General features: G+C 72.1%; 17 protein-coding genes. 2 read left to right on the top strand and 15 right to left on the bottom strand.

What is annotated here, in order from left to right; all coding sequences use genetic code 11:
• Nucleotides 1-49: 49 nt before the first annotated feature.
• The 12 genes from OHS33_RS37905 to OHS33_RS37960 form a co-directional block, all read right to left on the bottom strand.
• Nucleotides 50-880, bottom strand: a complete 831-nt coding sequence (locus OHS33_RS37905; RefSeq protein WP_330335459.1) for an alpha/beta hydrolase — start codon at nt 878-880, stop codon at nt 50-52.
• On the bottom strand, nt 877-1599 hold the full coding sequence (locus OHS33_RS37910) for an indole-3-glycerol-phosphate synthase (protein ID WP_330335460.1): 723 nt from the start codon (nt 1597-1599) through the stop codon (nt 877-879). Before OHS33_RS37910 ends, OHS33_RS37905 begins: the two co-directional genes overlap by 4 nt.
• Nucleotides 1600-1637: 38 nt before the next feature.
• Nucleotides 1638-2324: an N-(5'-phosphoribosyl)anthranilate isomerase gene (locus OHS33_RS37915; RefSeq protein WP_330335461.1), complete on the bottom strand. Its 687-nt coding sequence runs from the start codon at nt 2322-2324 to the stop codon at nt 1638-1640.
• 32 nt (nt 2325-2356) lie between these two features.
• Complete coding sequence (locus tag OHS33_RS37920) at nt 2357-3502, bottom strand: acyl-CoA dehydrogenase family protein (RefSeq protein ID WP_330335462.1); 1146 nt, start codon at nt 3500-3502, stop codon at nt 2357-2359.
• Nucleotides 3503-3600: 98 nt separating this feature from the next.
• Complete coding sequence (locus tag OHS33_RS37925; RefSeq protein WP_330335463.1) at nt 3601-3975, bottom strand: ectoine synthase; 375 nt, start codon at nt 3973-3975, stop codon at nt 3601-3603.
• A 56-nt stretch (nt 3976-4031) separates the two neighbouring features.
• On the bottom strand, nt 4032-4901 hold the full coding sequence (trpA, locus tag OHS33_RS37930) for a tryptophan synthase subunit alpha (RefSeq protein ID WP_330335464.1): 870 nt from the start codon (nt 4899-4901) through the stop codon (nt 4032-4034).
• On the bottom strand, nt 4894-5976 hold the full coding sequence (locus tag OHS33_RS37935; RefSeq protein ID WP_330335465.1) for a hypothetical protein: 1083 nt from the start codon (nt 5974-5976) through the stop codon (nt 4894-4896). The genes trpA and OHS33_RS37935 overlap by 8 nt, the downstream gene beginning before the upstream one ends.
• 37 nt (nt 5977-6013) lie before the next feature.
• Nucleotides 6014-6265 (bottom strand): phosphopantetheine-binding protein, encoded by a 252-nt coding sequence (locus tag OHS33_RS37940; RefSeq protein ID WP_330335466.1) that lies wholly within the window; start codon nt 6263-6265, stop codon nt 6014-6016.
• Entirely contained in the window at nt 6262-7821 is a 1560-nt protein-coding gene (locus OHS33_RS37945; protein WP_330335467.1) for an AMP-binding protein, read from the bottom strand. Before OHS33_RS37945 ends, OHS33_RS37940 begins: the two co-directional genes overlap by 4 nt.
• Entirely contained in the window at nt 7818-8684 is an 867-nt protein-coding gene (locus OHS33_RS37950; RefSeq protein ID WP_330335468.1) for a MaoC/PaaZ C-terminal domain-containing protein, read from the bottom strand. The genes OHS33_RS37945 and OHS33_RS37950 overlap by 4 nt, the downstream gene beginning before the upstream one ends.
• On the bottom strand, nt 8681-9934 hold the full coding sequence (locus OHS33_RS37955; protein ID WP_330335469.1) for a beta-ketoacyl-[acyl-carrier-protein] synthase family protein: 1254 nt from the start codon (nt 9932-9934) through the stop codon (nt 8681-8683). The genes OHS33_RS37950 and OHS33_RS37955 overlap by 4 nt, the downstream gene beginning before the upstream one ends.
• Nucleotides 9935-9990: 56 nt before the next feature.
• Entirely contained in the window at nt 9991-11202 is a 1212-nt protein-coding gene (locus OHS33_RS37960; protein WP_330335470.1) for an aminotransferase class I/II-fold pyridoxal phosphate-dependent enzyme, read from the bottom strand.
• Between the two features lie 282 nt (nt 11203-11484).
• On the opposite strand from OHS33_RS37960, the gene OHS33_RS37965 reads away from it, so the two are divergent.
• Nucleotides 11485-12414, top strand: coding sequence for an AfsR/SARP family transcriptional regulator (locus tag OHS33_RS37965; RefSeq protein ID WP_330335471.1), 930 nt, complete (start codon nt 11485-11487; stop codon nt 12412-12414).
• A 100-nt stretch (nt 12415-12514) separates the two neighbouring features.
• On the opposite strand, the gene OHS33_RS37970 is transcribed toward OHS33_RS37965, so the two are convergent.
• From OHS33_RS37970 to OHS33_RS37980, 3 genes are read right to left on the bottom strand one after another with little or no spacing between them, the layout of a single operon-like run.
• Entirely contained in the window at nt 12515-13267 is a 753-nt protein-coding gene (locus OHS33_RS37970; RefSeq protein ID WP_330335472.1) for an SDR family NAD(P)-dependent oxidoreductase, read from the bottom strand.
• Nucleotides 13264-14250, bottom strand: coding sequence for a 3-oxoacyl-ACP synthase III family protein (locus tag OHS33_RS37975; protein ID WP_330335473.1), 987 nt, complete (start codon nt 14248-14250; stop codon nt 13264-13266). The genes OHS33_RS37970 and OHS33_RS37975 overlap by 4 nt, the downstream gene beginning before the upstream one ends.
• Before the next feature lie 20 nt (nt 14251-14270).
• On the bottom strand, nt 14271-14525 hold the full coding sequence (locus tag OHS33_RS37980; RefSeq protein ID WP_330335474.1) for a hypothetical protein: 255 nt from the start codon (nt 14523-14525) through the stop codon (nt 14271-14273).
• 259 nt (nt 14526-14784) lie between these two features.
• On the opposite strand from OHS33_RS37980, the gene OHS33_RS37985 reads away from it, so the two are divergent.
• The gene (locus tag OHS33_RS37985) at nt 14785-15681 is read left to right on the top strand and encodes a class I SAM-dependent methyltransferase (protein WP_330335475.1); all 897 of its coding nucleotides are present in this window, start codon (nt 14785-14787) and stop codon (nt 15679-15681) included.
• Nucleotide 15682: the final 1 nt, after the last annotated feature.

Raw genomic sequence — 15682 nt, forward strand, 5'->3', positions numbered from 1 at the left:
CCCCTCCCGGACCGGCGGTCGGGAGGGGGTGATGCGCCACCGCGAACGGTCAGCGCCGCAGGAGGCATTCCTCCAGGAAGGCCAGGGCGCGGAGGTGGTAGGCGGTGGCCGTGTGGCCCAGGCTGATGTTGTGGCCTGAGGAAGAGAGGTGGTCGACGGTGACCGAGGGGGATGCGGTCAGGCGGGTGGTCATCGCCTGGAGGGCGGTCTCGGAGAGGTCCCACCAGGCCTCGTGCTGCGCGAAGGTGAGGCGGACCGGGATGCGGATCTCGGGGGCCAGGGTTTCGAACTGGCGCGGCCACCACATCGTTTCCGCCGACTCGCGCGGCGGGGTCGGGGCGAGCAGGGCGCGGCTGGCCTGGAAGGTGCCGCGGGGGTAGAGGCCGAGGGGGCCCCAGTTGAGCTTGGTGGCGCCGCCGCCGAGGGTGGAGGGGAAGTGCAGGGCCTCGGGGTTGTAGTGGTAGCCGACGCCGGAGGCGTCCAGGCCCAGCAGGGGCGGGGCGTCCGTTCCCCCGGCGGCCGTGTGGAGGGCGACCTTGCCGCCGTCGGAGTGGCCGAGCAGGAAGACCCCGGCGCCGAGGTCGTGCGTACGGGCGTGTTCCTTCAGGGCGGCCCGGAGGGTCTCGGCCTGGTCGGCGAGGTTCTGGCCCTCGGGCAGGTACGCCGCCGAGTCGCCGTAGCCGGGGCGGTCCACGGCCAGGACGGCGTGGCCGAGGCGGGTGGCCAGCGGGGTGAAGGCGTCCCAGTACCCGGCCCGCATGCCCCGGCCGTGGATGGCCAGGATCGTGGCGCGGGGCGCCGCGCCCTCCGCCGGGAGGGTGAAGTGGGCGGAGAGCGGGATCCCCGACCCGGTGAGAGTGTGGACCGTACGCGCGCTCATCGGATCGCCAGGTCTCTGCGGGCGCCCGCCACCGCGTCCATCCAGGCGATCGGGGAGCGGGTGCGCAGCAGGGAGGTGCCGACGAGGAGGCCGGCGAAGCCCGCGTCGAGGAGGTTCGCGGCGGTCGCGGGGCCGTTGATGCCGCTGGCGCTGACCGGGGCCGGGGTGCCGGTCGCGCGGACCGCCGGGAGCAGGTCCAGGCTGCGGTGCAGGTCACCGGCGTCGCGCTCGCGCGTCTTGATGTCCTTGTTGTTGACCGCGATCACGCATTCCTCGGGGTGGTGGACCCCTTCCAGTTCGGCCTCGCTGGTGATCTCGACGAAGGGGGTGAGCCCGGCCAGCAGGCACTCGGTGACCAGGGTGCGCATGCTCGACTCGGGCAGCAGGGCGGCCGTCAGCAGGACCGCGGAGGCGCCGAGTTCCTTCGCCGCGCGGATCTGGTCCTTGCGGGTGATGAAGTCCTTCTGGAGCAGCGGCAGGTCGGTCATCGCGGCGACGTCGCGCAGCAGGGCGGGCGAGCCGCCGAACCAGCGGCCGGTGACCACCGAGATGCAGGGGGCGCCGGCGGTCTCGTACGCGCCGACGATCGCGGCCGGGGTGCGGCCGCCGAGGAGGTCGTAGCCGTGCGCGTCGCGCCGCTTGACCTCCATCACCACCGGGGTCGGGGAGGCCAGGAGGGCCTCTAGAAAAGGGAAGCCGGTCCGGTTCTGCTTCGTCATCGCCAAAGCTCCATGTCATGAAGGGAGAGAGGGGAGGCTCAGGAGGGGGTGCGCCAGGCTCTCGCCAGGGCGGCGATCTGCGGGATGCCGAAGGCGCCGGTGGTCCGGTCGCGGGCGGCGGTGTCCACGTCGATGCCGCGGAAGCCGGGGTGGCGCACGACCTCCTCGTAGGCGGGCCGATTGGCCGGGTCCAGGCCTCCGGCCAGCAGGAACGGCCGGGTGAGGCGGGGCAGCAGGGCCAGCACGTCGGCCGGGTCGAGGGTGCGGCCGGTGGAGCCGATCCGGCCGTCCGCGGTGGCGGTGTCGAGGAGGAAGAGGTCGGTGCCGGCGCGTTCGTAGGCGCCGATGAGCGGGCGTTCGACGCAGCCGCCCCCGCCCGGGGTCACGTGCAGCACCTTGACGATCCCGACCTCCTCGGGGAGGGCGGACCGCAACGCCCGTACGACCGCGGGTGGTTGGTAGGCGTGGAGCTGGATCCAGCCGACCCCCGCACGGCGGGCCAGCTCCGTCAGTTCCCCGGCGTCGGCGAGGAAGGTGACCAGGACCGGCAGGAGGCCGGCCGAGCGGGTCGCCGCCGCGAGGGCGGCGAAGGCGTCCCGGTCCAGCTCGCGGGGGCCGCCGGGCACGCCGTGCCAGAGCCCGACGCAGTCCGCCCCGGCGGCCGCCGCGGCCCCGATGTCCTCCGCCTCCGTGGCTCCGCACACCTTCAGCAGGGTCCGGGACAAGGTGGCGGGGGAAGGAACAAAAGCCCCGGTGGTCATTTGCCGAGTCCCAGCATCGAGGCGATGCGGTTGTACTGGATCTCGTTCGTGCCGGAGTAGATCGTGCCGCCCACGGCGTTGCGGACGTCGATCTCCAGCCCGTACTCCGCCATGTAGCCGTGGCCGCCGAAGATCTGCACGGCGGTGAGGCTGGTGGCGAGGTTGCTCTCGCTGGTGACGAGTTTGGATATGGCGAGGTCGACGGTGATGTTCTCGCCCGCCTCCAGCTTCTCGCCCGTGTCGTAGAGCCACTTGCGGGCGGTCTCCAGCTGGATCTTCGTGTCGACGATCTTGTTGGCGATCGACTGGTACGAGCCGATCGACTTGCCGAACGACCTGCGCGTCTTCGCGTATTCGACGCACCGGTCCAGCCGGTGCTGCATCTCGCCGACGTTGACGATGAAGGAGTAGAGGATCTCCCGTTTCATCACGTGGTCCAGGACCATGAATCCGCCGCCGACCCGGCCGAGGACCGCCGTCCTGGGGACCCGTACGTCGTCGAAGAACAGCTCGCAGAGCGGCGAGGTCCGCAGCCCCATCTTCTTGAGCGGTGTGCCCGCCGTGATGCCGGGGGTGTTCCGGTCCACCAGGAAGGCCGTCGTGCCGAGCGGGCCGCCGTCCGGATGGGTGCGGGCGTAGACCACGATCACGTCCGCGATCGGCCCGTTGCTGACGAAGACCTTGCTGCCGTTGATGACGAAGTCGTCGCCGTCGCGGACCGCCCGGGTGGTCATCGCCATGGCGTCCGAGCCGCCCTCGGCCTCGGTGATGGCGTGGGCGCCGATCGCCTCTCCCGAGGCGATCAGGGGCAGGTAGCGCTCCTTCTGCCCGGGGGTGCCGAACTGCTGGACGGGGATTCCGGTCGAGCAGATCGAGGTGGTGACGGAGAAGCTGAGACCGGAGTCCCGGTTGTACTCGCCGAGCCCTTCCAGCACGTACATGGTGGTCAGGACCGACTGGCCGAGGCCGCCGTACTGCTCCTCGAAGGGCAGGGAGAGGATCCCGGTCTTCTGGACGAGCTTCCACTTGTCCTCGGAGAAGGCGGACTTCTCGTCGAGTTCGAGATGGTCTGCGCTGAGGGCGTCTCCCCACCGCTCCAGGCCTTCGCGCAGATCTGCCTGGTCGGAGTTCCAACGGATCACGACGGACCCCTTTGAATAGTGAATCGTGGTGTGTCTGCGGGTGCGGGCCGCCCGGGGCCGGGAATCGCGGTCGTGGCTCCCGGGCGGCCCCGGGTGGTTCAGTAGGCCGAGGAGCTGTGGGCGTCGAGGTTGTGCACCTCGTTGCCGCGCAGGGCGGGCGAGAAGACGCAGACCAGGCGCAGGTCCTCGTCGGGGCTGGCGACCAGGAAGTGGGCGTCGTGCTGGTCGAGCGCGTACATCCGGCCGGGGACGATCTCGTGCGAGGTGCCGTCGAGTTCGATGACCTCGCCGGAGCCGGCGATGCAGTAGCAGGCTTCCAGGTGGTTGACGTACTCCAGGCGGGACTTGGTGCCGGCCAGCACGACCGTGTCGGTCAGCGTGTAGCCGAGGCCGTCCTCGGCCAGGAGGAAGCGGCGGCTCAGGCCGTTGCCCCACTCGACGGTCTTCACGGACTCGATGTCACGAACGATCATGGCGAACTCCCGATGTGTGAGGGTGAGCGGAGGGACGAGAGGTACTGGCGTGCAGGTCAGGCGGGTACGGCGGGTACGGCGGCGGGCAGGACCGAGCGGACGAACTCCCGGAAGGCTTCGGGCACATCGCGCCCGTCCCGCTGGGCCCGTTCCACGGCGGCCACCGCGGCCGAGCCGATGATCGCGGCGTCGGCGCCGCTGGCCCCGACGGCTTCCACGTCCTGGCGGGTGCTGACCCCGAAGCCGACGGCGATCGGCGAGTCGGTGTGCGCCCGCAGGCCGGTGACGGTGTGGGCGAGCGCGGCGTGGCCGGTGGCGGGGGCCGTGCCGCTGCGCCCGTAGTGGGCGACGAGGTAGAGGTAGGCCGAGGCGGAGGCCGCCGCCTGGGCCCGGGTGTCGGCCGGGCTCTGCGTGTAGCAGGTGGTGACCACCGGGAGCCCGGCCGCGGCGGCCGACTCCAGGTGCTCCGCGCGCAGCCTGGGGGGCAGGGCGTGGACGAGGAGTCCGTCCGCGCCCGACGCGGCGATCTCGCGGGTGACGGCGCCGAGGTCGCGGTCCCCGAGGGAGTACCTCCAGTCGGTGAGCAGGGCGATCCGGGTGTGGTTCAGGTGCGGCCGTACGTCCGCCACGAAGGCGAGTACGTCGTCCAGCGCGGCCCCGCCCCGGTCCAGTGCCCGGCGCGCCGAGCGCCGGATGACGGGGCCGTCGGTGACCGAGTCGGGGAAGGGCACGGCCAGTTCGAGGCAGTCGACGCCCTCCTCGTCCAGCATCAGGACGAGGTCGCGCAGGACCGGGAGCGGCGGGTCGCCCGCGTTGAGGAAGAGGGCGAGTCCGGGGGCTCCGCCGGGGGTCCGGCGCCCCGGGAAGAAGGGCGCGGGAGCCGAGGACACGGGAGTCGAGGACGCGGGCTTCGTGGGCTCAGGCACGGGACACCGCCCGGGTGCGCGGCGCCGGGGCGGCCGGCTTCGGGGCGGGCTTGGGGCCCGGCTTCGGGGCGGCGGCCATGCGCTCGGCCAGGTCCCGGGCGGCGCCCGAGAGGATCGCGCCCTGGGCCAGGGCGACCGCGGAGGGCCAGTCCCTGCGGGTGCCCTCGGCCACGAGCAGGGCCGCGGCCCCGAGTGCGACCGTACGGGTGGCCACCGCGCCCGCCGTGCCGGAGAGCACGGAGAGGAAGTGCGAGACGGCGTCGGCCGGGTCGGTCACCGGCCGCAGGTCCCCGAAGGAGCCGTCGCCCGGGGCGAGTTCGCCGGGCCTGATGATCCGGGTCATGGCACGCTCCCCGTAGACGGTGTTGGTGGCGAAGGGCAGCAGCTCGTCCGCTCCGGTGTCGTTCGCGGTGAGCCAGATCCGCCGGGTGAGGGTGGACGCGGCCAGCTGGCGCAGGGTGTCCAGCGGCGCGGCGGCCGAGACCCCGGTGATCTGGGCGGCGACCGGCAGGTCGGCGAGGAAGGGGCCGAGCGCGTTCAGGAAGCGGCCGAAGGGCTTCATGCTCAGCGGGGCCACGGTCCGCGCCAGCCGGGTCAGCTGCGCCGGGTAGACGAAGGGCCCGGCGAAGGCGATCCCGTACGCGGCGAGGGTGTCCTCGGTCTGGGCGTAGGAGGAGGTGAGGCGGACCCCGAGCCGTTCCAGCAGGTCGACGGAGCCGAGCGAGCTGGTGTAGGCGCGGGAGCCGGTCTTGACCACCTTCACCCCGGCGGCCGCGGCGACGAACGCCGAGGCGGTGGAGATGTTGAAGGTGCGGGGTCCGCCGCCGGTCCCGACGACGTTGACGGTGCCCTCCCAGGGGCCCGTCACCGTCGTCGGCGGGCGGCGTTCGGCGAGCGAGTCGAGCAGGTGGCGCAGGGTGTCGTGGTCGGGGAGCCGGCTGGTCAGCGAGGCCAGCAGACCGACGACCTGGGCGGTGTCGAGGCCGCCGTCGCCCAGCAGGTCCCACCAGGAACCCCAGGTGTCGCGCCCGATCGGAGCCTTCTGTTCCAGCAGGCCGGTGAGTGCCTCGTGCACGGTCGCTCCCCCTCCCTCATCCCTCTCGGTGGTTGGCTCAGGCCGCCGCGCGGGCGTCGGCGATGAAGTGGTCGATCGCCTCCACGCTGCGGAAGTTGTTCGGGTCGAGGTCGGCGTCGCCGACGGCGAGCTCGAAGCGGTCCTCGACCCAGGCGATCAGCTTGAGGACGCCGAGGCTGTCGATGACCCCGTCGTTGAGGAGGTCGTGGTCGACGGCCAGCTCGGTGGGGGCGGTGCCCGGGAGGAACTCGGTGATGACGAAGTTCTTGATGGTGTCGACGTTGCTCATGACGGGATTCCTTCGGCGAGAGGAGCGGCGGACGCGGCAGTGGTGACAGGAGTGATGGGAGTCAGGCGGTCGAGCGCCTTGCGGTCGACCTTTCCGGTGGCCGTCTTCGGCAGCGGCTCGTCGGTGAGCGTGAGCTGCGTGGGGACGGCGTTGCGGGGCAGGTGCCGGGCGCAGTGCGAGCGCAGGGCGAGGACGGTGAGGGTGGAGCCGGGCGTCCGCTGGACCCCGGCGACGAGCTTCTTGCCGCCGATCGGGTCGGGTACGGCGCTGACGCCCGCTTCCAGGACCTCGGGGTGTTCCTGCAGGACCCGTTCGATCTCGGCGGTGTTGACGGCGACCCCGCGCACCTTGACCTGGAAGTCGGTGCGTCCGGTCAGGTGCAGGGTGCCCTCGGCGTCGCGTCGTACGAGGTCTCCGCTGCGGAACCAGCGGCGGTCGTCCAGGCCGAGCGGGTGCCCGGTGAACTTGTCGGCGTGCCGGGTCCGGTCGAGGTAGCCGCGGGTCTGGAAGGGGGTGGAGACGTACAGTTCCCCGCTGCCCGCGCCCTCGACGAGCGCGCCGGTGACCGGGTCCAGGACCAGGGCGTGCACCCCGGGGAGCGGGCGGCCGATGGGGACGGGCGGGAAGGAGGTGGCCGATGTGTCGACCTCGTGGATGAAGCTGTCGTTGGTCTCGGTGCACCCGTAGATGTTGTGGACGCGGGCCTTGGGGAAGAGCGTCGGCAGGGCGGCGAAGGTGCGGTCCGCGATGGCGTCGCCCGTGAACATCACGTGCTCGACGGTCTCGAAGGTGAAGCCGGTCTTGGCGGCCGCGTCCTGGAGCAGGCCGAAGGCCATCGGGACGGCCTGTACGACGTGCACCTCGTGCCGGTCGACCAGGTCGAGCAGGTGACGGCCGTGGGCGGCGAGGGCGGGGTCGACCAGGACGGTCCGCCCGCCGCGGGCCAGGGTGGTCCACACGTCCAGCAGGCACAGGTCGAAGTTGAGGGGGGCGTAGTTGAGGACGGTCCGGTCGGGTCCGATGTCGAAGGCGGCGCCCGCCCAGGCGACGAACCGGTCCACCTCGTCCCGGCCCAGGGGGACGATCTTCGGCAGGCTGGTGGAGCCGGAGGTGGTGAGCAGGAAGGCCACCTCGGCGGCCTCCTCGGCGGGCAGCGGCTGGGCCGCCACGTCCGGGTTGGGACCCACCCGGGCGCTCTCCCCGCCGGGGGCGAGTACGTGCGTACACCCGGCCTGGGCGAAGAGGTCGGCGAGCAGGGTGTCCGCGAGCGCCGGGGACGGCAGCATCACCGGGCGGCGGGCGAGCAGGCAGGCGAGGACGAGGGCGACGGTGGCCGGGGACTTGTCGGCGAGGACACCGACCGGCTCGCCGGGGGCGAGGGCGAGGCGGGCCAGGCGGTCGCGTTCGCGGCCGGCCAGGTCGTACAGCTCGCGGTAGGTGGTCTCGGCCCCGTTGAAGACGAGGGCGGTGGCGTGCGGCCGGTCGTGGACCTGGGTCAGGAATCCGGCGACGAGGCCGGGGGCGGGAACCTGCCGGGTGTTCACGGCGGTGGTCATGGCTGGTCACCTCCTTCCGCGGACGGCCCCGCGAACTCGATCCAGCCGCTCTTGACGGCCGCGCCCTTGGGGGTCTTGCAGGTGAAGCGGACGACCCGGGCCTCGGCGTCGGGCTGCAGGACGATCTCCAGCGGGACACCGGGGGGCACGGGGGCGGAGAAGCGGCCGCCGAGGCCGCGCACCCGGCCGGAGTCGCCGTCGGCGAAGCGGTCCACGGCCTCCTCGACGGCGAGGGCGACCACGCTCATGCCGTGCGCGATGACGGTGTCGAAGCCGGCCGCGCGGGCGGCCTCCGCGTCGAGGTGGATGGGGTTGAGGTCGCCGGACGCGTGGGCGTACGTACGGATCCGGTCCGGGGTCAGCTCGTGCGTCACGCTCTGCGGCGGGCCCGCGCCGAGCGGGGCGGGGGCGGGGGATCCGCCCGCGATGTCACCGAAGGGCTCCAGCAGGGTGGCGCCCACCAGCAGGGCGGAGATGACCAGTTCCGCGAAGGGTTCCGGTCCGGTGGCCCCCGCGCCCTGCCCGGTCAGCCGGACCCGCAGCGCGATCCGGGCGCCGCGCGGCTCCTTGCGCACGCCGAGGACCTCCAGGCGTACCGTGACCTCCTCATCCGGGCGGACCGGGCGCAGGACGCGGATGTCCTGGCCGAGGTGGACCACGGAGACCGGGCCCGGCTCGGCGGCGGTCAGCTCGGCCACGGTCTGTTCGGCGACGGTGTGGGCGAGGACGAAGGGGTGTACGGGCGAGGCCTGGCCGGGGGCGGCGGGCGCCAGCCCGGGGCGGGCGGCGGCCCGGTAGCCGGTGACGTCGGCCTCGGTGACGGTCAGGGTGCGGACGGGGGCGGGCAGGGCGAGGAGCGTCATACCGGCGTCACCACCACGGAGGAGTTGTGGCCGCCGAACCCGAAGGAGTTCGTGATCGCGGGCCCCGGCCGGACGGCGCGCGGCGCGCCGTGGACGACGTCGATGTCCATTCCTGGCTCCAGCTGTTCGAGGTTGGCGGTGGGCGGCACCTCGCAGTGCCGCATGGCCTGCACGGTGGCGATGAGTTCGACGGCGCCTGCGGCGCCGATGAGGTGGCCGATGACGGACTTGGGGGCGGTGACGGGGGGCTGCGCGGTGCCGAACACCTTGGTGAGGGCGGCGGCCTCGGAGCGGTCGTTGTACGGGGTGGAGGTGCCGTGCGCGTTGACGTGCACGATGTCGGTGGGGTCGAGGCCCGCGTCGGCGATGGCCCCGGCCATGGCGGCGGCGGCTCCGGCGCCGTCGGGCAGCGGCATCGCCAGGTGGTGGGCGTCGGCGGTGGCGGCGTACCCGGCGACCAGGCCGTAGGTCTTCGCGCCGCGGGCCCGGGCGTCGTCGAGGCGTTCCAGGACGACGAACCCGGCGCCCTCGCCCATCACGAACCCGTCGCGGTCCACGTCGAAGGGACGTGAGGCGTGCTCGGGGTCGTCGTTGCGCAGCGAGACGGCGTTGAGGTTGCCGAAGCCGGCCAGGGTGACCGGGGTGAGCGTGTGCTCGCAGCCCCCGGCGAGGACGAGGTCGGCGCGGCCGGTCTGGAGGAGCATCAGGGCGTGGCCGATGGCGTCGGCGCCGCTGGCGCAGGTGTTGGCGACGGTGAGGGCGGGGCCGGTCCAGCCGAGCCGGATGGCGATCTGGGCGGCCGCCGCGTTGGGCATGGTCATCAGCGGCATGAGCGGGTTGACCCGGGCCGGTCCGGCCTCGGTGTAGTGGGCGGACTCCAGGTCGCTGGTGGCACGGCCGCCGACGGCGTTGCCGACGACGATGGCGGTGCGGCCGGCCTCGGCGGCCGGTGATCCGGCGTCGCGGTGGGCGGCGAGGGCGGCGGCCGTGCCGTAATGGGCGAAGGGGTCCATCCGGCGGGCCTCCTTGGCGGGGACCAGCCCCGCCAGCTCCTCCAGACCGCGGACGCGGCAGCCGATGCGGACCCGGTGGCGGCTGAGGTCGAGGTGGGTCAGCTCGGCCGCGGTGGACCGGCCGGTCCGCAGCGTGCTCCACAACTCGTCCGGGGTGCACCCGCCGGGGGTGACCACGCCCATGCCGGTGATGGCTACGGGCGGCTGCGCCGAACTGCCCCTGGACGATCCAGGCATGTCTCTCCTCGGTGACGGGTGCGGGAGGCGGGAGGGTGGGGCCGGTGAGCGCGGGGTCAGATGATCCGGCACTCGCGGGCGGACTTGATGAAGGCCTCGGCGGCGAAGTCGATGTCCGCCTTGGTGTGCGCGGCGGTGATGGCGATCCGCAGCCGGGCCAGGTCGTTGGGGACGGCCGGCGTGACCACCGGGAGGCCGATGACCCCGTTCTTGCGGCAGGTGGTCGCGTAGTCGTAGGCGGCCTCGTCGGACCCGGCGATGATCGGGACGACGGCGGTCTCGCTGTCGACGGTGCTCATCCCGGCGTCGTGGAGCATGCCGCGGAAGCGCGCCGACTCCTGCTGGATGAACTCGACCCGCTCCGGCTCGCGCTGGAGCACCCGCAGGGACTCCAGGGCGGCGGCGGCCTGGGCCGGGCCGAGGGCGGCGGAGAAGAGGAAGGGGCGGGCGGCGTACTTCAGGTGGTGGACCAGCTCCGCGGAGCCCGCGACCCAGCCGCCCATGGAGGGGATGGCCTTGGAGAGGGTGCCGAGCTTGATGTCGACCTTCACCTCGTGGTCGAAGTGCTCCTCGATGCCCCTGCCGGTGGCGCCGATGACACCGAGCGCGTGGGCCTCGTCGACCATCAGCAGCGCGTTGTGGGCGTCGCAGACCTTGCGCAGCTCCACGAGGGGGGCGATGTCGCCGTCCATGGAGTAGACGCTGTCGACGATGACCAGGCGGACCCCGGTGTCGGGGGCGGCGGCCAGCCGGCGCTCCAGGTGCGCCACGTCGTTGTGGCGGAAGCGGGTGACGGTGGCGCCGGAGAGCTTGCAGCCGTCGACGATGCTGGCGTGGTCGTACTTGTCGATGAAGACGGTGTCGCCGGGGCCGACGATGGCGCCGACGGTGCCCACGTTCGCCGCGTAGCCGGAGCCGAAGACGAGGGCCTTCTCGCGGCCCGCGAACCGGGCGACCTCCGCCTCCAGTTCCTCGTGCAGCGGGGTCGAGCCGGCCAGGGCGCGCACCCCGTGGTTGCCGGTGCCGTAGAGGTCCACGGCGGCCTTGGCGGCCGAAACCACCCGTTCGTCACCGGCGAGGCCGAGGTAGCTGTAGCCGGACATCATCAGCAGCCGCTGGCCGTCCTGGTCCGCGTACGCCGAGTCCCGCTCCACCGTGTATGCGACGAAGCTGTTCTTGCGGTTGGGCTCGTACTCAAGGGACCGGACGCGGTCCCGGAAGTAGGCCAGCTTCGGCTCCAGGCGGTCCCAGGCGGCGGATGCGTTCACGTGCTTCTCCTCGTCGTGATCGTCCGGCGGACCCGGAACTCCATCGGTGCCCTGCCGTTCTTCCGGCTGGGCTCTAGTGGAATTCCATTAAGACGCGTCGGCGCAATGACGACGCAACAGCGGGATTCGAGCGGGGCGATAGCGCGGCGCGACCTGGCATTTCATTCGCGAAGGAATGTTTGCCGGGCTCTGTTGACACGCGGAGAAGGCCCGAAGGTATCTTCGAACCGCACGCGAACCAGGGGGACACGGCCGGAAGTCGACCGTTTCGGAGAGTGCATAGTGCTGATCAGACTCGTAGGCCTTGTCACGATCGAGCCGGACGGAGCCCCGCCACAGCACCTCTCCAGCGCCCAGGCGCAGGTGGCGTTCGCCCGTCTCCTCCTCGAACGGGCAGGGGGCACCGAACGTGACCAACTGGCCGAGACCGTATGGCCCGAGGGACTGCCCGACACCTGGGCCTCGGCGCTGCGCAGCGTCGTGAGCCGGGTACGGACCTTCGTCACCACCCCGCAGGACCAGCCGGGGGTGACGCCCCTGATCGCGCAGGGCGGCCGGTACGTGCTGCGGATACCGCAGGACGCCGCCGTGGACGTGGAGTGCGCGGAGACGGCGGTCGCGGAGGCGGCCGAGGCGTACGCGGAGGGCGCCTACGCGGTGGCCCAGCAGCTGGCGGCCGGCGCGGTCTCGAACCTGCGCGGCTCGTTCCTGCCCTCGCACGAGGGGGACTGGGTCAACGCGGTGCGCGAGCAGCTGGAGGAGCTGCGGCTCAAGGCGCTGGAGATGGCGAGCCTGTCCTCGTCCGCGCTGGGCGACCAGCACCACGCCCTGCGGTACGCCGAGGAGGCGGTGCGGCGGGCTCCGTTCCGCGAGAGCGCGTACCGCTGCCGGATGGCGGCGCACACCCGGGCGGGCAACCGCGCCGAGGCGCTGCGCAGCTACCAGCAGCTGCGCGAGGTGCTGGCGGAGGAGCTGGGGATCGATCCGGCGCCGGAGACGGAGGCGGCGTACCTGGACCTGCTGCGCACGCCGGAGCCGCGGCCCGCGGCGCGGCCGTTCGCGGTCCTGGACCCGTTCCTGATGGGCATGTTCGAGGTGGACCGGGCGGCGGCCCCGCAGCCGTGCTCGCTGTCGGACCACGGCTGCGTGACGCACCCGACGGCGGCGGGTCCGGCGGCCGCGCGGCCGGCCGCCTCCCACCCCGCGGCGTAGGACACGCCGAACGGCCCCGGCCACCCTGGGGGGTTGGGGGCCGGGGCCGTCCTGGCGCGGGGACCGTCGTACGCGGGGACCGTCGCACGCGCGCGCCGGGTCAGGTGATCGACACGCCGCTGTCGATGCTGATGACCTGGCCGGTCATGCAGTCCTGGTCCAGGAACAGGCCGGCGCTGCGCGCGACCTCCTCGACCGTCACGAACCGCGGGATGGGGGCCTTGTCCTCCATGCCCTCGATCACCCGGTCCGGCAGGTCCTTCGTCATCCCCGTGATCATGAACCCCGGGGACAGCGCGTTCACCGTGACGCCGCGCCGGCCGCACTCCGACGCGAGCGTGCGGGTGAAGCCGATCAGGCCCGCCTTGGACGCCGAGTACGCCGTCTGCCCGGCCGTCGCGATGATGCCCGACGGGGAGACGATGTTGATCACCCGGCCCCAGCGCTGCCGCAGCATGGCCGGGACCGAGGCCCGGGCCGTGTGGAAGGACCCGATCAGATTGGTCTGGATGACCTGCGCCCAGTCCGCCGGGTTCTGCATCGCCATGAGGCCGTCCTTGCGGATGGCCCCGTTGTTGACGAGTACGTCGACGGGCCCGAGCGCGGCGGTGATCTCCGCGTACATCCCCTGGACCGTCTCCCAGGAGCCGACGTCGCCCGTGACCAGCACGGACGGGTTCGTCAGCTTCTCCTGGACCGCCACCGCCGCGTCGCGCGAACTGTTGTAGTGCACCGCGACCCGGCAGCCCAGGGCGTCCAGCTCCAGCGCCAGCGCCTGGCCGAGACCGCCCGAGGCGCCGGTGACGAGCGCGACCGGGGACTCGGGCCGCTGGCCCGCACTCTTGTTGCTCATGCTGCCGCACCGCCCCATTCCATCAGGATCGAACCCCATGTCATACCGGCGCCGAACCCGGCCAGCAGGACCTTGTCACCGGCCTTGATCCGGCCCTCGTCGAGGGCCTCCGCCAGCGCGATCGGGATGGAACCCGACGCCGTGTTGCCGTACTTCTGGAGGTTGGTGATCAGCGCCTCCTGGCGCAGCCCGGTGTGGGACATGATCGAGTTGATGATCCGGATGTTCGCCTGGTGCGGCACCACGTGGTCCACGTCGGCCGCGTCCACCTTGGCGCTCTCCAGCGTCTCGCGCACCGTACGGACGGTGTAGCGGACGGCGTTGAGGTAGATCTCGTTGCCGTTGATCTGCGCGTAGTGCAGACCCGCGTCGAGCGTCTCCTGGGTGGTCGGCATCCGGCTGCCGCCCGCGAGCACCTTCAGGGATCCGGTGCAGGAGCCGTCGGCGCCCAGGTTCCAGGCCTTGACCCGGTTCTCCGGCCCGGCCTGGAGGACGACGGCGCCCGCGCCGTCGCCGACCAGGATGGACAGGTCCCGGTCGGCCGGGTTGGCCGTCAGGGTGTGGGTGTCGGAGCCGATCAGCAGGATCGGCCGGGGGTCGATCGCGATGAGGGCCATCGCGGAGACGAGCCCGTAGACGAAGCCCGCGCACTCCGAGTTGACGTCGTGCGCGCTCCCGGCGATGCCGAGTTCGTGGTGGACGAACGCGGAGGTCGCCGGGGACGGCTGCTCCGGAGTCGCCGTGGCGACGATGAGGTGGGCGATGTCGGCGCCGGTCAGGCCCGCCTTGTCCAGAGCGCGCCGGCCGGCCTCGACGGCCAGGGAGACGGTGGTCTGCCCCGGATCCACCGCCCGCCGCTCACGGATCCCGCAGCGGCTGACGACCCAGTGCTCGTCCACGCCGAAGCGCTCCGCGAGTTCCGCACTGGTGACGACGCGCTCGGGTACGGACATGCCCCACCCGGTGATGTCGAAGCCGGTCACGTGCTTCCCCTCGCCCTCTGTTACGCCTGCGCCGGGACGAGCTCGACGATCTTCGCGTAGACATCACGCAGAGTCGTCGTGTCGTCGAGGTCCGCGAAGAGCGACTCGTCGGCCGGGATGTGCGGGTAGTTGGTCTGGAATCCGTACAGCCACTCCATCAGGTCCAGCGAGTCGACGTCCGCGATGTGCTGGAGCGGGGCGTCGGGGCTGACCTCTGCGGCACCCGAAACGGCCTCGAGCTGGCTCGCCAGTTCTTCGATGGTGGGCAGCGACATGGGGTCGGTCCTCTCTCGGCAGTGCAACTCGGCAGTGCGTCTTGGTTTTCGACAGCGATGAAAACCCCGGGCCCGCAAGGAAGGCGCAACACGGCCTCCCACCACCCCCTCGGCACCCCCTTTTTCCAGCGGATTCGGACCGTGTTGCGCATGCCTTGCGCGTCATCGGGTTTTCTCGGACGCGAATTCAGATCGGACGGCCCCGCCGGACAGCCAGGGCCCCGCCGGACAGCCCCGGACAGCCAGGAATGAGGATCAGATGACAACGGTCGCCCCCAAGTCGGTGGACCCCGAGGTCGATGCGATCAGGCACCACTACGAGGTCAGCAACGATTTCTACCGGCTGCTGCTGGGCCCCACGATGATGTACTCCGGCGGCTACTGGGAGGACGGCGAGGACCTCGTCGCCACCCTCGACGAGGCGCAGGAGCGCAAGCTCGACAAGTTCGCGGAACTCGCGGGCGTCCGCGCCGGCGGCGCCCAGCGGGTCCTGGACATCGGCTGCGGCTGGGGCACCATGCTCAACCGCCTCACCACCGTCCACGGCGCCGAAGAGGCCGTCGGCCTGACCCTGTCGCGCACCCAGGAAGCCTTCATCGACGGGCTGAAGAACCCGAAGATCACCACGCTGGTCGAGAGCTGGGCCGACTACAAGGTCGCCGACGACAGCGAGAAGTACGACGCGGCGTTCTGCATCAACGCGCTGGAGCACTTCGTCTCCTCGGCGCTGCCGCCGAAGGAGCGCACCAAGCGCTACCGGTACTTCTTCCAGCAGGTCGCGAACACGCTCAAGCCGGGCGCCAAGTTCGTGCTGCACACCATGACCGCCGAGGCGCTGCCGATGAACCGCGCGCTCCTCGACGACCTGAAGTTCCTGCAGCGGTCCGAGTTCAAGGACTGCCACATCCCGCACCTGCACGAGCTGGCCGCGGGCGCCGAGGGTCTCTTCGAGATCGACGAGATCGTCAACGAGCGCGAGTCCTTCGCGATGGCCTGCCGCGCCTGGCTGGTGCTGCTCGCCGAGCGCCGGGACGAGGCCGTCGCCCTGGAGGGCGAGGAGGTCGTGGCCCGCTTCGAGCGCTACCTCGACATCTTCGCGTACACCCTCGAAGACAAGTTCTTCAACAACTTCCGCGTGACCATCACGCGCCGCTAGG

Origin of the sequence: Streptomyces sp. NBC_00536 (assembly GCF_036346295.1) — a bacterium.
In the GTDB taxonomy this organism is placed as follows: Bacteria; Actinomycetota; Actinomycetes; order Streptomycetales; family Streptomycetaceae; genus Streptomyces.

What these genes read in the sequence shown, in the direction of transcription:
- OHS33_RS37905 (WP_330335459.1), bottom strand. Translation starts at nt 880, where the DNA reads ATGAGCGCGCGTACGGTCCACACTCTCACCGGGTCGGGGATCCCGCTC.
- OHS33_RS37910 (WP_330335460.1), bottom strand. Translation starts at nt 1,599, where the DNA reads ATGACGAAGCAGAACCGGACCGGCTTCCCTTTTCTAGAGGCCCTCCTG.
- OHS33_RS37925 (WP_330335463.1), bottom strand. Translation starts at nt 3,975, where the DNA reads ATGATCGTTCGTGACATCGAGTCCGTGAAGACCGTCGAGTGGGGCAAC.
- OHS33_RS37940 (WP_330335466.1), bottom strand. Translation starts at nt 6,265, where the DNA reads ATGAGCAACGTCGACACCATCAAGAACTTCGTCATCACCGAGTTCCTC.
- OHS33_RS37945 (WP_330335467.1), bottom strand. Translation starts at nt 7,821, where the DNA reads ATGACCACCGCCGTGAACACCCGGCAGGTTCCCGCCCCCGGCCTCGTC.
- OHS33_RS37950 (WP_330335468.1), bottom strand. Translation starts at nt 8,684, where the DNA reads ATGACGCTCCTCGCCCTGCCCGCCCCCGTCCGCACCCTGACCGTCACC.
- OHS33_RS37955 (WP_330335469.1), bottom strand. Translation starts at nt 9,934, where the DNA reads ATGCCTGGATCGTCCAGGGGCAGTTCGGCGCAGCCGCCCGTAGCCATC.
- OHS33_RS37970 (WP_330335472.1), bottom strand. Translation starts at nt 13,267, where the DNA reads ATGAGCAACAAGAGTGCGGGCCAGCGGCCCGAGTCCCCGGTCGCGCTC.
- OHS33_RS37980 (WP_330335474.1), bottom strand. Translation starts at nt 14,525, where the DNA reads ATGTCGCTGCCCACCATCGAAGAACTGGCGAGCCAGCTCGAGGCCGTT.
- OHS33_RS37985 (WP_330335475.1), top strand. Translation starts at nt 14,785, where the DNA reads ATGACAACGGTCGCCCCCAAGTCGGTGGACCCCGAGGTCGATGCGATC.